This is a genomic window from Citrobacter sp. Cf088 (genome assembly GCF_030334295.1).
Classification (GTDB): domain Bacteria; phylum Pseudomonadota; class Gammaproteobacteria; order Enterobacterales; family Enterobacteriaceae; genus Citrobacter; species Citrobacter freundii.
Genome location: NZ_JAOWEE010000054.1, coordinates 103,946 through 117,324 on the forward strand (window position 1 = coordinate 103,946; position 13,379 = coordinate 117,324).

At 54.7% G+C, this 13,379-nt stretch carries 15 protein-coding genes; 13 read left to right on the forward strand and 2 right to left on the reverse strand.

Features of this window, described 5'->3' with window-relative positions; all coding sequences use genetic code 11:
* Positions 1 to 5 precede the first annotated feature (5 nt).
* Complete coding sequence (gene fbp, locus OGV71_RS19030; RefSeq protein WP_003025742.1) at positions 6 to 1,004, reverse strand: class 1 fructose-bisphosphatase; 999 nt, start codon at positions 1,002 to 1,004, stop codon at positions 6 to 8.
* A 175-nt stretch (positions 1,005 to 1,179) separates the two neighbouring features.
* Here fbp and mpl point away from each other — a divergent pair, with 175 nt between their 5' ends.
* Entirely contained in the window at positions 1,180 to 2,559 is a 1,380-nt protein-coding gene (mpl, locus tag OGV71_RS19035; RefSeq protein ID WP_003025745.1) for a UDP-N-acetylmuramate:L-alanyl-gamma-D-glutamyl-meso-diaminopimelate ligase, read from the forward strand.
* Positions 2,560 to 2,628: 69 nt separating this feature from the next.
* A complete protein-coding gene (locus OGV71_RS19040) occupies positions 2,629 to 3,153 on the forward strand; it encodes a GNAT family N-acetyltransferase (protein WP_032932826.1) in 525 nt (174 codons plus the stop codon).
* Positions 3,154 to 3,190: 37 nt separating this feature from the next.
* Here the strand turns inward: OGV71_RS19040 and yjgA are convergent, their stop codons facing one another.
* The gene (yjgA, locus tag OGV71_RS19045) at positions 3,191 to 3,742 is read right to left on the reverse strand and encodes a ribosome biogenesis factor YjgA (RefSeq protein WP_003025750.1); all 552 of its coding nucleotides are present in this window, start codon (positions 3,740 to 3,742) and stop codon (positions 3,191 to 3,193) included.
* Between the two features lie 95 nt (positions 3,743 to 3,837).
* Between yjgA and pmbA the strand changes: the two genes are divergently transcribed.
* The 11 genes from pmbA (at position 3,838) to OGV71_RS19100 (ending at position 13,360) form a co-directional block, all read left to right on the forward strand.
* On the forward strand, positions 3,838 to 5,190 hold the full coding sequence (pmbA, locus tag OGV71_RS19050; RefSeq protein ID WP_204584198.1) for a metalloprotease PmbA: 1,353 nt from the start codon (positions 3,838 to 3,840) through the stop codon (positions 5,188 to 5,190).
* Positions 5,191 to 5,236: 46 nt separating this feature from the next.
* Positions 5,237 to 5,623: a cytochrome b562 gene (cybC, locus tag OGV71_RS19055; protein WP_003025756.1), complete on the forward strand. Its 387-nt coding sequence runs from the start codon at positions 5,237 to 5,239 to the stop codon at positions 5,621 to 5,623.
* A 332-nt stretch (positions 5,624 to 5,955) separates the two neighbouring features.
* Positions 5,956 to 6,264 carry a glycine dehydrogenase gene (locus tag OGV71_RS19060; RefSeq protein ID WP_003025758.1) on the forward strand — a complete coding sequence of 103 codons (309 nt, stop codon included), beginning with the start codon at positions 5,956 to 5,958 and terminating at the stop codon, positions 6,262 to 6,264.
* 10 nt (positions 6,265 to 6,274) lie between these two features.
* A complete protein-coding gene (locus OGV71_RS19065) occupies positions 6,275 to 6,637 on the forward strand; it encodes an SFCGS family glycine-rich protein (RefSeq protein WP_177712716.1) in 363 nt (120 codons plus the stop codon).
* A 2-nt stretch (positions 6,638 to 6,639) separates the two neighbouring features.
* The gene (locus tag OGV71_RS19070; RefSeq protein ID WP_003025762.1) at positions 6,640 to 6,939 is read left to right on the forward strand and encodes a DUF4312 family protein; all 300 of its coding nucleotides are present in this window, start codon (positions 6,640 to 6,642) and stop codon (positions 6,937 to 6,939) included.
* A 22-nt stretch (positions 6,940 to 6,961) separates the two neighbouring features.
* Complete coding sequence (locus tag OGV71_RS19075; protein ID WP_003025764.1) at positions 6,962 to 7,738, forward strand: DUF4311 domain-containing protein; 777 nt, start codon at positions 6,962 to 6,964, stop codon at positions 7,736 to 7,738.
* Between the two features lie 11 nt (positions 7,739 to 7,749).
* Complete coding sequence (locus tag OGV71_RS19080; RefSeq protein WP_003830379.1) at positions 7,750 to 8,394, forward strand: DUF4310 family protein; 645 nt, start codon at positions 7,750 to 7,752, stop codon at positions 8,392 to 8,394.
* A gap of 58 nt (positions 8,395 to 8,452) precedes the next feature.
* A complete protein-coding gene (locus OGV71_RS19085) occupies positions 8,453 to 9,586 on the forward strand; it encodes an amidohydrolase/deacetylase family metallohydrolase (RefSeq protein WP_032948404.1) in 1,134 nt (377 codons plus the stop codon).
* Positions 9,570 to 10,688 (forward strand): DgaE family pyridoxal phosphate-dependent ammonia lyase, encoded by a 1,119-nt coding sequence (locus OGV71_RS19090; RefSeq protein WP_048219848.1) that lies wholly within the window; start codon positions 9,570 to 9,572, stop codon positions 10,686 to 10,688. Before OGV71_RS19085 ends, OGV71_RS19090 begins: the two co-directional genes overlap by 17 nt.
* Entirely contained in the window at positions 10,685 to 11,425 is a 741-nt protein-coding gene (gene dagF, locus OGV71_RS19095; protein WP_003025772.1) for a 2-dehydro-3-deoxy-phosphogluconate aldolase, read from the forward strand. The genes OGV71_RS19090 and dagF overlap by 4 nt, the downstream gene beginning before the upstream one ends.
* Before the next feature lie 21 nt (positions 11,426 to 11,446).
* Positions 11,447 to 13,360 carry a BglG family transcription antiterminator gene (locus tag OGV71_RS19100; RefSeq protein WP_204584196.1) on the forward strand — a complete coding sequence of 638 codons (1,914 nt, stop codon included), beginning with the start codon at positions 11,447 to 11,449 and terminating at the stop codon, positions 13,358 to 13,360.
* The last annotated feature ends 19 nt before the right edge of the window (positions 13,361 to 13,379 follow it).

The following is a 13,379-nucleotide window of genomic DNA, read 5'->3' on the forward strand; positions in this document are numbered from 1 at the left end:
TGCGCTTACGCGTCCGGGAACTCGCGGATAAAGCGTTCTACATCTTCAACCATATGGTCGTTACCCACGAAGAAGGAGCGGCGCTGGTGCAGGCTTTCCGGGATGATATCCAGAATACGATTTTTACCGTCGCTCGCCTTGCCGCCCGCTTGCTCGGCCAGCAGGGCCATTGGGTTGCATTCATACAGCAGACGCAGTTTCCCTTCCGGGTGGCTGGCAGTGCTTGGGTACAGGTAGATCCCGCCTTTCAGCAGATTGCGATGGAAGTCGGCAACCAGAGAGCCAATGTAGCGCGAGGTGTACGGGCGCTGGGTTGACTTATCTTCTTCCTGGCAGAATTTAATGTACTTCTTCACGCCGTTCGGGAATTTGATGTAGTTACCTTCGTTAATGGAGTACGTGCTGCCTTTCGCCGGGAAGCGCATACGTTCCTGGCTGAGGCAGAATACGCCCAGAGAAGGATCGTAGGTGAAGGCGTGCACGCCACAGCCGGTGGTGTACACCAGCATGGTGGAAGAACCATAAACCACGTAACCTGCAGCAACCTGCTTGTTGCCCGGTTGCAGGAAATCCTCTTCCGTGACCGGTGTGCCGACTGGGGTTACGCGGCGGTAAATAGAGAAAATCGTACCGACAGAGACGTTAACATCGATGTTGGATGAGCCATCCAGCGGATCCATTAGCACAACGTATTTAGCGTGTTCACAGCCTTCAAAGACGACGATCTCATCTTCTTCTTCCGAGGCAATGCCCGCCACAATGTCGCGCGCCTTCAGTGCAGCTTTCAGTTTTTCGTTCGCGAACAGATCGAGTTTTTGCTGAACCTCTCCCTGCACGTTCTCAGCACCGCTGGCACCCAGGATATCGACCAGACCGGCCTTGTTGATATCGCGGTGGATGATCTTGGCGCCCAGCTTTATTGCCGACAACAAAGCAGTGAGTTCACCGGTAGCATGAGAAAACTCGTGCTGCTTTTCGACAATAAATTCACCTAACGTTTTCATAACACTTTCCCTGCAATTTATGTGGAGTAAAGCGACCGCAACAATATTAACAAATATTTCCATTGTTGCGCTTAGGTGAATCGCGCCAGCAAACTGCGGAATATCCTGAAATGCGTTTCTCACTTGCCGGACATGTGCGTAAAATGGCCCCCAGATTAAAAAAGGATAGTGACGTATGCGCATTCATATTTTGGGAATTTGTGGCACTTTCATGGGCGGTCTGGCGATGCTGGCGCGCTCGCTCGGTCATGAAGTAACCGGTTCGGACGCCAATGTGTATCCGCCGATGAGTACCTTACTTGAGAGGCAAGGCATTGATCTGATTCAGGGTTACGATGCCAGCCAGCTCGACCCGCAGCCGGACTTAGTGATCATCGGCAATGCCATGACCCGTGGTAATCCGTGCGTGGAAGCGGTTCTCGAGAAGAACATTCCGTACATGTCTGGCCCGCAGTGGCTACATGACTTTGTATTGCGCGACCGCTGGGTACTGGCGGTTGCGGGTACGCACGGCAAAACCACCACCGCCGGAATGGCGACCTGGATCCTCGAAGCCTGCGGCTATAAGCCTGGCTTTGTGATCGGCGGCGTACCGGGTAACTTCGAGGTTTCTGCGCGTCTGGGCGAAAGCGACTTCTTCGTGATTGAAGCGGATGAGTACGACTGCGCGTTCTTCGACAAGCGTTCTAAATTCGTGCATTACTGCCCGCGTACGCTGATCCTCAACAACCTTGAGTTTGATCACGCGGACATCTTTGACGATTTGAAAGCGATCCAGAAACAGTTCCACCATCTGGTGCGTATCGTGCCGGGCCAGGGACGCATCATCTACCCGGAAAACGACATCAATCTGAAACAAACGATGGCGATGGGCTGCTGGAGCGAACAAGAGCTGGTGGGCGAACAAGGTCACTGGCAGGCGAAAAAACTGACCACCGATGCTTCTGAGTGGGAAGTATGGCTGGACGGTGAAAAAGTCGGCGAAGTGAAGTGGGGCCTGGTGGGCGAGCACAATATGCATAACGGTCTGATGGCGATTGCGGCTGCGCGCCATGTGGGCGTCGTGCCTGCAGATGCAGCTAATGCGCTCGGTTCATTCATTAACGCCCGTCGTCGTCTTGAGCTGCGCGGTGAAGCCAATGGCGTGACGGTGTATGACGATTTTGCCCATCACCCGACGGCCATTCTGGCAACGCTTGCGGCGTTGCGCGGTAAAGTGGGCGGTACGGCGCGCATCATCGCAGTGCTGGAACCTCGCTCGAACACCATGAAAATGGGCCTGTGCAAAGACGATCTGGCGCCGTCGCTAGGCCGTGCGGACGAAGTGTTCCTGCTGCAACCTCCGCATATTCCGTGGCAGGTAGCCGAAGTCGCTGAAGCCTGCGTTCAGCCGGCACACTGGAGTGGCGATGTGGATGCCCTGGCAGATATGGTGGTGAAAACCGCGCAGCCAGGCGATCACATTCTGGTGATGAGCAACGGCGGGTTTGGCGGTATTCATCAAAAACTGCTGGATGGCCTGGCGAAGAAAGCTCAGGCAGAAGCGGAAGAGTAAAATAACGCCAGGCGGTACAGGCATAACGTTTTTCTGGCAGGGTCGTGATTGTCTACAACGGTATTAACTATGCTCACTCGCGAAAAAATAGCGTCTACCACCTCGGCACTTTTTCTCCCGTTGGATGCGCTTTACGCTCAGTCGTTTCCCTGGCATGAGCAGCGGGAAATGCCAGCGAAACAGTTGGCGTTAAGTAACCCGCACTATGCGCTGGAAGCGTGGTTTGACGGTACGACATTTGTGGGGCTCAGCGGTTGCTGGGATTTCGGCGAATATATGTATATCGAGCATCTGGCGATTGATGGCGCGCTACGTTCGCAAGGCTATGGAAAAAAGGTGTTACACACTATTCTCACCCGTTCTCCGATGACGATTCTGGAGATTGATCCGTTAACAACGGATATCGCTAATAAACGTTTACGCTTTTATGAGTCGATGGGGTTTTGTGCGAATGAATGGCCGCATACGCATCCGGCGTATCATCAGGGGATTGCTGACCATGAACTGATTGTGCTGAGCTATCCGCACGCAATAGATGCAGAATGCTACCAGCGCTTTAATGAGGATTTGCGCCATCATGTGATGGCGTTGTAAAGGTGGTGCCCCAAGGGATGGGGCATCCTTTGCGGAATTACGCCTCGTTTTCCGCCAGTTCACGCAGATACTGGAAGATCTGGCGGGAAGATTTTGGCGGCTTGTTGCCCGCTTTTTCTTTCCTGGCGTTACGCACCAGCGAACGCAGTTGCTGGCGGTCGGCGTCAGGCCACAGATTCATCACTTCTTCGATGGCTTCATCGCTACCGTCAACCATACGGTCACGCAGTTGCTCCAGCTTATGGAAGACAACGACCTGCTGGTTGTGACGATTTTTCAGCTTGTCCAGCGCCTGACGAATAGGATCAACATCGCGCTGGCGCAACATTTTGCCAATCAACTGCAGCTGGCGGCGGCGTCCTTCCATCTTAATACGCTGGGCCAGCTCAATGGCGGCACGTAAATCCGCATCAAGCGGGATCTTATCCAGCGCGTTTTTCCCCAGATCAACCAGTTCCGCACCCAGGCGTTTTAACTCCTCGGCATCGCGTTTAATTTCACTTTTACTGACCCAGATAATTTCATCGTCTTCGTCTTCGATGTCATCACCGGGAACGTCGTCGAGCCAGTCTTCGGGCTGCTTTGTCATTTCAGGCTCCTTAAAAAAAGAGGCTAATGTTACCAGTTAAGATGCGCACTGAAAAACGGTTCTCTGTTAGACTTCAGAGAAACTCTCTCTACATTATGGCATTTGCGATGAAAGTAATCTCACAAGTTGAAGCGCAGCGTAAGATTCTGGAAGAAGCAGTCTCGACGGCACTGGAATTAGCGTCAGGTAAGTCGGATGGCGCGGAAGTCGCTGTGAGCAAGACCACGGGTATTAGCGTCAGCACCCGTTATGGTGAAGTGGAGAACGTCGAATTCAATAGCGATGGTGCACTGGGGATTACGGTTTATCACCAGAACCGTAAGGGCAGCGCATCGTCCACCGATTTAAGCCCGCAGGCGATTGCACGCACCGTGCAGGCTGCGCTGGACATTGCACGTTACACTTCGCCGGATCCGTGCGCAGGCGTGGCAGATAAAGAACTGCTGGCCTTTGATGCGCCCGATCTGGACCTGTTCCACCCGGCGGAAGTTTCCCCTGATGAAGCCATCGAACTGGCCGCTCGTGCTGAACAGGCGGCGCTGCAGGCTGATAAGCGTATCACCAATACCGAAGGCGGCAGCTTTAACAGCCACTATGGCATCAAAGTGTTTGGTAACAGCCACGGCATGCTGCAGGGCTACTGCTCCACGCGTCATTCCCTTTCCAGCTGTGTGATCGCGGAAGAAAATGGTGATATGGAGCGTGATTACGCCTACACCATTGGCCGGGCGATGGGCGATCTGCAAATGCCGGAGTGGGTGGGGGCTGACTGTGCTCGCCGTACCTTATCACGCCTGTCTCCGCGTAAGCTGTCCACCATGAAAGCGCCGGTGATTTTCGCCAACGAAGTGGCGACCGGACTGTTCGGACACCTGGTCGGCGCGATCGCAGGCGGTTCGGTGTACCGCAAATCCACCTTCCTGCTGGATTCGCTGGGCAAACAAATTCTGCCGGAATGGCTGACTATTGAAGAACATCCGCACCTGCTGAAAGGGCTGGCGTCTTCACCGTTCGACAGCGAAGGGGTACGGACTGAACGCCGTGACATCATTAAAGAAGGCGTGCTGACTCAATGGCTGTTGACTAACTATTCCGCACGTAAGCTGGGCCTGAAGAGCACTGGGCATGCGGGCGGGATCCACAACTGGCGAATTCCGGGACAAGGTCTAAGCTTCGAGCAGTTGCTCAAAGAGATGGGCACAGGTCTTGTGGTTACCGAGCTGATGGGACAGGGCGTAAGCGGCATTACCGGCGATTACTCGCGCGGCGCGGCGGGCTTCTGGGTCGAAAATGGTGAAATTCAGTATCCGGTGAGTGAAATTACCATCGCCGGTAACTTAAAAGAGATGTGGCGCAATATTGTGACCGTGGGGAACGATATTGAAACGCGCAGTAATATCCAATGTGGTTCGGTATTGTTACCGGAGATGAAAATCGCTGGGCAGTAATACTCGTTAAGGCGTTAATTTTTAATAATAAAAAAGGAAGTGAGCAATGCGTAAACACCTGTTAGCGATCGTCGCAGCTTCAACGCTGGTTCTTGGTTCTTCTGCGTTTGCAGCCGATCTCGAAGATGACATGGGGATCCTCAACGACAACCTGAAAATTGTCGAAAAAACGGATAATGCGACTGAACTGAAAGACGCGTTAACCAAAATGCGTGCAGCCGCGCTGGACGCGCAAAAAGGTACGCCGCCGAAGCTGGAAAACAAATCCCCGGACAGCCCGGAGATGAAAGATTTCCGCCACGGCTTTGACACGCTGATCGGCCAGATTGACGGCGCGCTGAAGCTGGCGAACGAAGGTAAAGTTAAAGAGGCGAAAGCCGTTGCGGAAGAGCTGAAAACCACGCGCAACGAAAACCACAAGAAGTTCCGCTAATCTGCGCTATCCGGCCTGCATACCCGTAGGCCGGATAAAATCCCCCGCTACTGCACGCCCCATAAGTAAACGCTATCCCCATCACATTTTTTCATTTTTATCGTCCATTCATTGTTCGCACTTCCTTCCATTTTGCGGCCCACTCTTGCGATCTCAATCACATTCTTCCGGTGATAAATCGTGGTTCCAGCCCTTTTTGCGGCACAGATCACTATCGCTGCACACCTTTCCACTTCGAAGTGGAAAACAACTCGCTACAAACTTATAACCTCCGTCGCTAATTTACCCTCAGAGACATTAACGGGGTAAGACGAGTGAATAACGGAGCTGTAATGAATGACATGGGGGAATCGGTGGAACTGGCCGACCGCATGCTGGCGCAGGTGTATGCCTTGCTGCGTGAACGCAACATTATTCCCAACGCCGTACAGGAACAGATGCTGACGTCGCATGTTCGCGCCATGGCGCACCGCTCGGTAACGGGTGAACCCTTACCAGAAGTCGATGCCAGCTTGTTTGATGAAATATCTGCCGAGTCAATGGCGCTTGCCCGCGACGTGGTTGCCGAGTTTGGCAATCTTCCTGAGGAAGAGGCCTGGCTGCTGTCGGTGCACTTTGAAGTCGCGAAAGACAACCTTTAAGGAGAAAAAGATGGAACAGATTACCGTAGTGATTGGCGATCGTCTGGGTAAAGGCCAGAAAGTGGCGGCAGGCGTAGAGAAAGCGGGTGGCCGTGCCATTGTGGTGCCGGGTGTCGCAGCAGATATGAAGCTGGGTGACGTGATGAAGGCGGAAAACGCCACCTTTGGTATCTCGTTTTGCGGCAGCGGTGGTGCGGGTGCGATTACTGCGCAGACCAAATACGGCTACAAAGCGAAATACGGCATGCGTTCGGTCGATGAAGGGGTAACCGCCATCAACGAAGGGTGCAACGTACTGGGATTCGGCTTTATGGACAAAGAAGAGCTCGGCGAGCGCCTGGTGCAGGCCTGGCAAAAGAAACACGGCGCTTAAGCATGAAAGAGCAATTCACCACCACGGTGAGAGTCACGGGTAAGGGCGAGACCAAAGCTCGCGCCTTTGCCGATGCCCTGAACCACGTTCAGGCTGCGGTGATGAAAGCGTCGCCGCATATCTTACTGCGTATTGAGCCACAGGATGTGCAGGTTGTTCAAGCGCGTGAATCGGTGCGTAAAGAGGCGTTTTTATTCCTCTTTTTGCGCCGGGAAAGACGCACTTTCAGCGTGGAGCTGGACGTGACCGTCAACGTGACTGCCATCAATCTCGACAAGGTGGATTTCGTTACGCAACGCTGATTTTCTATTAAAAGGCATAATTATGTTCCTGATAATATTAATAAAATCGCTCATCATCGGCGCGTTGGTTGGCGTTGGTGTCGGCGCTGGGGCTGCACGCATGTTTCATGCGCCTACCACTCAAGGAATGGGCGCGTTTCGTACTCTTGGAGAACTGAATTCCTGCGAAGGGGATCCGGCTTCTCACTTCTCGTTCGGTCTGGGCTTCTTCTTTAACGCCTGGGCTTCCTCCGTTGCGGCGGGGGCGTTCACTCAGGACGTCGACCATCGCATCATCCCCAACTGGGGCGCCGCCGCGCTGATGATTAAAAATCGCAACGTCGGTGAAACACTGCACGATCCTAAGCGCATGGCAATTGCCTGCGGCGTTATCGGGATGATCGTGGTGACCTTCCTGAACCTCACTGCGTCATCCGTACCGGAAGCGTTGCAGGTTACCGCCGTCAAGGTGCTGGTGCCCGCGGCTAACCTGCTGGTTAACACCGTGATGCCGGTGATCTTCTGGCTGGCGGCGATCGACGCCGGTAAGAAATCCGGCTTCTGGGCCACCGTTTTTGGCGGCGCGGCGCAGCTGATCATGGGCAACGCCGTTCCGGGGCTGGTGCTCGGTATTCTGATCGGCAAAGGTGTTGAAGAAAGCGGCTGGAACCACGTCACGAAAGTGATGATGGTAGCTATCGTCGCGCTGTTTGTCCTGAGCGGCTTCTTCCGCGGTTTCGATATGAAGATGATCGAATCCTTCCATCTGACCGTGCCTAACTGGCTCGAACTTATCCACAACTCGCTCAGCGGCAAATAACGGAGGTCATCATGGAACAGAATAAAGGTTTTTGGTTCGCTGACTGGTCGTTCCCGATCTTCGTGGGCCTGCTCTCATCCGGCGTATTTGCCGGAACGCACATGTACTACCTGTACGGTATTGGCGCATTTAACGAAGTGGCTTTTGTGGCGATGCTGAAGGCGGGAATGGATACCGGCTCCTACGGGGCGGTGGCGGCATTTGGCGCAAGTTTCCTGTTTGCCCGCATCATTGAAGGTTCGCTGGTGGGGATTCTGGATATCGGCGGGGCGATTCAGACCGGGGTTGGGTTAGGCGTTCCGGCGCTGCTACTGGGCGCGGGCATTATCTTCCCGGTCGCCAACTTTGCCGCCTCGCTGGTCACCGGTCTGGTGATTGGTCTGGCGATTGGCTACATCATCATTCTGGCGCGTAAGTTCACCATCAACCAGAGCGACTCAACCTACGGTGCGGACGTCATGATGGGGGCCGGTAACGCCTCCGGCCGCTTCCTCGGACCGTTGATTATCCTCAGCGCGATGACGGCTTCTATTCCTATCGGAATCGGTTCTCTGGCGGGTGCGCTGCTGTTTTATCTGTGGCAAAAACCGATTACCGGCGGGGCGATTCTTGGGGCAATGATCCTCGGGTCCATCTTCCCGATTGCCATTAGCTAACTGTTGATTTGCAGGCCGGATAAGGCGGTTACGCCGCCATCCGGCATAGGAGAGAGCGATGTTTGATTTACTCCTGCGCCGTGCGCGCCTCGTTGACGATACGGTGAGCGATATTGCGCTCAAAGACGGCAAGATCGCGGCGTTGGGCGACGTTGATGGCCCGGCGCTGAAAACCATTGAGCTGGGCGGCGAGTGCTACGTCAGCGCAGGCTGGATTGACTCCCACGTTCATTGCTACCCGAAATCCCCGATTTACCACGACCAGCCGGATAGCGTCGGTATTGCGACTGGCGTCACTACTGTGGTGGATGCGGGCAGTACCGGGTCCGATGACATCGACGATTTTTACACCCTGACCCGGGAAGCTGCCACCGAAGTGTATGCGTTGCTTAATATCTCTCGCGTTGGGCTTATCGCCCAGAACGAGCTGGCCAACATGGCCAATATTGACGCTGATGCGGTGCGAGAGGCGGTGAAACGCCACCCTGATTTTATCGTCGGTCTGAAGGCACGTATGAGTAGCAGCGTAGTCGGTGAAAATGGCATCACCCCGCTGGATCGCGCCAAAGCGATGCAAAAAGAGAACGGCGACCTGCCGCTGATGGTGCACATTGGCAACAACCCGCCGGACCTGGATGAGATCGCCGAGCGCCTGAGCGCGGGTGACATCATTACCCACTGCTACAACGGTAAGCCGAACCGCATTCTGACGCCGCAAGGCGAGTTGCGGGCGTCAGTGACGCGGGCGATTTCACGCGGCGTGCGTCTGGACGTTGGGCATGGCACCGCCAGCCTGAGCTTTGCGGTGGCAAAACGCGCTATTGAACTGGGGATTTTGCCACACACCATCAGTTCCGATATTTACTGTCGCAACCGTATCAGCGGCCCGGTGCATTCTCTGGCGAATGTGATGTCGAAATTTCTCGCCATTGGGATGTCGCTTCCGCAGGTTATTGAGTGCGTTACCGCCAATGCTGCCGACGGCCTGCGCCTGAAACAGAAGGGGCGACTGCAGGTCGGTCTGGATGCTGATTTAACCCTCTTTACGCTTAAGCGCCAGCCAACCGTGCTGGTAGATGCAGAAAACGACAGCCTGCAGGCTGAACAACTGCTGGTGCCGCTTGCCGCAATACGTGCGGGCAAGGGCTATATGACCGAACAAGGGAGCGCGGAACATGCCTTCGATTTTTGAGAAATACGATTTAAAACAGGTGATTAATACCTCCGGCCGCATGACGGCGCTTGGCGTTTCCACGCCGCGACCAGAAGTGGTTGAAGCGGCGATGGCGGGGATGAATCAATACTTTGAGATGAAAGACCTGGTCAATAAAACCGGCGACTACATCGCGAAATTGCTGGAAGTGGAAGGGGCAACCGTTGTCTCCTGCGCCTCGGCGGGGATCGCCCTGTCGGTGGCTGGCGTATTGGTTAAAGACAGCGACTGGCTGCTGGAGAACCTGCACGTCACGCCCATCGAGAACAACGAAATCGTGCTGCCCAGAGGCCACAACGTCAACTTTGGCGCTCCGGTGGGTACCATGGTGGCGCTTGGCGGCGGTAAGTTAGTGGAGGCTGGTTATGCCAACGAATGTTCCGCGGCGCAGCTGGCTGCAGCCATTACACCGCGTACGGCGGCCATTCTGTATATCAAATCTCACCACTGCGTCCAGAAAAGTATGCTCAGCGTGGAGCAGGCTGCGGTGGTGGCGCGTACGCATAACCTGCCGCTGATCGTGGATGCGGCGGCGGAAGAGGATTTGCAGTGCTACTACCGGGTTGGCGCAGATCTGGTTATTTATAGCGGCGCGAAGGCGATTGAAGGACCAACCAGCGGTCTGGTGATAGGTAAAACCCAATATGTTGAGTGGGTGAAGCGCCAGACGGCGGGAATTGGCCGGGCGATGAAGGTGGGGAAAGAGGGAATTCTTGGCCTGACCTGCGCTATCGAACTGTATCTGAACGCACAGAAAGAGAGTGGCGCGGAGATGGTCGAGAAAATGACGCCGTTCATTAATGCGTTGAACCAGCTTAACGGCGTGAGCGCCCGCGTGGTGTGGGATAGCGCAGGGCGCGACATCGCACGCACGGAAATTAAGTTTGATGAAGCGGTAACCGGGATCGCCACGGGCGAACTGGTTGAAGCCCTGAAACAAGGCGAGTACGCGATTTACTTCCGTGGTTACAAAGCTAACGAAGGCATTATCGAAGCCGATGTGCGCAGCGTCGATCGTGCGCAGCTGGAGATTGTGGCCCGTCGAATTGGTGAAGTGATTTCGCAGGAGAAAGAAGTATGAAACTGACCCCTAACTTTTATCGCGACCGCGTCTGCCTGAACGTGCTGGCAGGCTCCAAAGAAAATGCCCGGGATATTTACGCGGCGGCGGAAGGACACGTGCTGGTTGGTGTGTTGTCAAAAAATTACCCGGATGTCGCAAGCGCAGTAGCGGATATGCGTGAATACGCAGCGCTTATCGACAATGCGCTCTCCGTGGGGCTGGGGGCGGGCGATCCTAACCAGTCGGCGATGGTCAGTGAAATTTCCCGTCAGGTACAGCCGCAGCATGTTAATCAGGTCTTTACCGGTGTGGCCACCAGTCGCGCGCTGCTGGGCCAGCAGGATACAGTAGTCAACGGTCTGGTCTCGCCAACCGGCATGCCGGGCAGGGTGAAAATCTCCACCGGTCCGCTGAGCAGCCAGACGCCGGACGGTATTGTGCCGGTAGAAACCGCGATTGCGCTGCTCAAAGATATGGGCGGTAGCTCGATTAAATACTTCCCGATGGGCGGCCTGAAATGCCGTGAAGAGTACATTGCCGTAGCGCAGGCCTGCGCCCGTCATGACTTCTGGCTGGAGCCAACCGGCGGTATCGATCTGGATAATTTCACTGAAATCCTGCAGATTGCCCTCGATGCCGGAGTGAGTAAAATCATTCCTCACATCTATAGTTCGATTATTGATAAGGTGAGTGGTAACACTCGTCCGGATGACGTACGCCAGCTGATGGCGATGACCCGGGCCTGCGTAGGCTAACTGACTGATGAGGAAACTGACGTGCGATTCCCCAACCAACGTTTAGCACAGCTGTTTGACATGTTGCAAAACGAAGCGCTTCCACAGGACGAGCTGGCGCAGCGGTTGTCGGTTTCCACACGCACCGTACGGGCGGATATCACCGCGCTAAACGCGCTGCTCACCCAGTACGGCGCACAGTTTGTCCTCAGCCGGGGTAACGGTTATCAGCTCAAAATTGACGACCCGGCAAGTTATAACACCCTGCAAACGCAGCAGCCTAACGCGTTGCTACGCATCCCTCGAACCAGCCAGGAACGGATACACTGGCTGGTGGTGCGTTTTCTGACGTCGGCTTTCTCGCTAAAGCTGGAAGATTTGGCTGATGAATGGTTTATCAGCCGCGCGACGCTGCAAAACGATATGGCTGAGGTGCGCGAGCATCTGCAATGTTATCATCTGACGCTGGAAACGCGTCCCCGTCACGGCATGAAACTGTTCGGCAGCGAAATGGCGATTCGCGCCTGTTTGACCGATCTGCTGTGGACGCTGGCACAGCAGGATCCGCAGCACCCGTTAGTGACGCAAGAAGCGCTGAATGCCGGGATCCCTGAGCAGTTACAGCCCGTTTTGCAGGACATTTTTGCCCGTTTCCATATTCGTCTGACCGATGAGGGCGAGCTGTTTTTACGCTTGTACTGCGCGGTGGCGGTACGGCGGATTAGCGAAGGGTATCCACTCCCGGATTTTGCCGCAGAAGAGGCCGATCAATCGGTGTGCCTGGCCACGCGGGAAATCGCGGCGGTATTGCACCGCCTGGCAGACAAACCGCTTTCCGTTTCCGAAGAAAACTGGCTACAGGTGCATATTGCTGCCCGCCAGGTACAAGAGATCGCGCCCAGTGCTATCAACGCGGATGATGACGAAGCGTTGGTCAATTACATCCTGCGTTTTATCAACACCCAGTACAACTACAACCTGTTGAATGACAAACAGTTACATGCTGATCTGCTGACGCATATTAAGACGATGATCACCCGCGTGCGTTACCAGATAATGATCCCCAATCCGCTGCTGGAAAATATTAAACAGCACTACCCCATGGCGTGGGACATGACGCTGGCTGCCGTCTCGGGATGGGGAAAATATACGCCGTACACCATCAGTGAAAATGAGATCGGCTTCCTCGTGCTGCATATTGGCGTCGGGCTGGAGCGTAGTTACAACATCGGTTACCAGAGACAGCCGAAGGTTCTGCTGGTATGCGATGCCGGAAATGCGATGGCGCGGATGATTGAAGCGGTGCTGGCGCGTAAGTATCCGCAGATAGAGATCGTCGATACCGTGACGCTGCGTGACTACGAACAGCGGGAAAGCATTAGCGAAGATTTTGTTATCTCTACCGCGCGGATCGGTGAGAAAGATAAGCCCGTAGCGATGATTGCGCCGTTTCCGACCGATTATCAACTCGAGCAAATTGGCAAACTGGTGCTGGTGGACAGAACCCGCCCGTGGATGTTGAACAAATTCTTCGATGCCGCCCATTTTCGTGTAATTGACGAGCCAATGGATCAACAAACGTTGTTCAAAACCTTATGCCGTCAGTTGCAGGATGAAGGTTTTGTCGACGCGGAGTTCCTTGATTCAGTGGTTGAGCGTGAGGCCATCGTCAGCACCATGCTGGGTGACAGCATTGCCCTGCCGCACGCCCTCGGTCTGCTGGCCAAGAAAACGGTGGTTTACACTATCCTCGCCCCGCAGGGCATTGCCTGGGGTGATGAAACCGCGCACGTGATCTTCCTGCTCGCCATCAGTAAAAGCGAGTACGAAGAAGCGATGGCGATCTACGATATTTTCGTCACCTTCCTGCGTGAACGCGCCATGACGCGGCTCTGCGCATGCCGGAATTTCACCGAGTTCAAAACGGTCGCCATGGAGTGCGTGAGCCGTTTTTGATAGGCGGATAACAGAATGT

Bases quoted from the DNA above. Each gene is read 5' to 3' on its own strand.
- OGV71_RS19085 (WP_032948404.1), top strand. From the start codon at position 8,453: ATGTTTGATTTACTCCTGCGCCGTGCGCGCCTCGTTGACGATACGGTG.
- dagF (WP_003025772.1), top strand. From the start codon at position 10,685: ATGAAACTGACCCCTAACTTTTATCGCGACCGCGTCTGCCTGAACGTG.
- OGV71_RS19080 (WP_003830379.1), top strand. From the start codon at position 7,750: ATGGAACAGAATAAAGGTTTTTGGTTCGCTGACTGGTCGTTCCCGATC.
- mpl (WP_003025745.1), top strand. From the start codon at position 1,180: ATGCGCATTCATATTTTGGGAATTTGTGGCACTTTCATGGGCGGTCTG.
- OGV71_RS19060 (WP_003025758.1), top strand. From the start codon at position 5,956: ATGAATGACATGGGGGAATCGGTGGAACTGGCCGACCGCATGCTGGCG.
- OGV71_RS19065 (WP_177712716.1), top strand. From the start codon at position 6,275: ATGGAACAGATTACCGTAGTGATTGGCGATCGTCTGGGTAAAGGCCAG.
- OGV71_RS19070 (WP_003025762.1), top strand. From the start codon at position 6,640: ATGAAAGAGCAATTCACCACCACGGTGAGAGTCACGGGTAAGGGCGAG.
- yjgA (WP_003025750.1), bottom strand. From the start codon at position 3,742: ATGACAAAGCAGCCCGAAGACTGGCTCGACGACGTTCCCGGTGATGAC.
- cybC (WP_003025756.1), top strand. From the start codon at position 5,237: ATGCGTAAACACCTGTTAGCGATCGTCGCAGCTTCAACGCTGGTTCTT.
- fbp (WP_003025742.1), bottom strand. From the start codon at position 1,004: ATGAAAACGTTAGGTGAATTTATTGTCGAAAAGCAGCACGAGTTTTCT.
- OGV71_RS19040 (WP_032932826.1), top strand. From the start codon at position 2,629: ATGCTCACTCGCGAAAAAATAGCGTCTACCACCTCGGCACTTTTTCTC.
- OGV71_RS19090 (WP_048219848.1), top strand. From the start codon at position 9,570: ATGCCTTCGATTTTTGAGAAATACGATTTAAAACAGGTGATTAATACC.
- OGV71_RS19075 (WP_003025764.1), top strand. From the start codon at position 6,962: ATGTTCCTGATAATATTAATAAAATCGCTCATCATCGGCGCGTTGGTT.
- pmbA (WP_204584198.1), top strand. From the start codon at position 3,838: ATGGCATTTGCGATGAAAGTAATCTCACAAGTTGAAGCGCAGCGTAAG.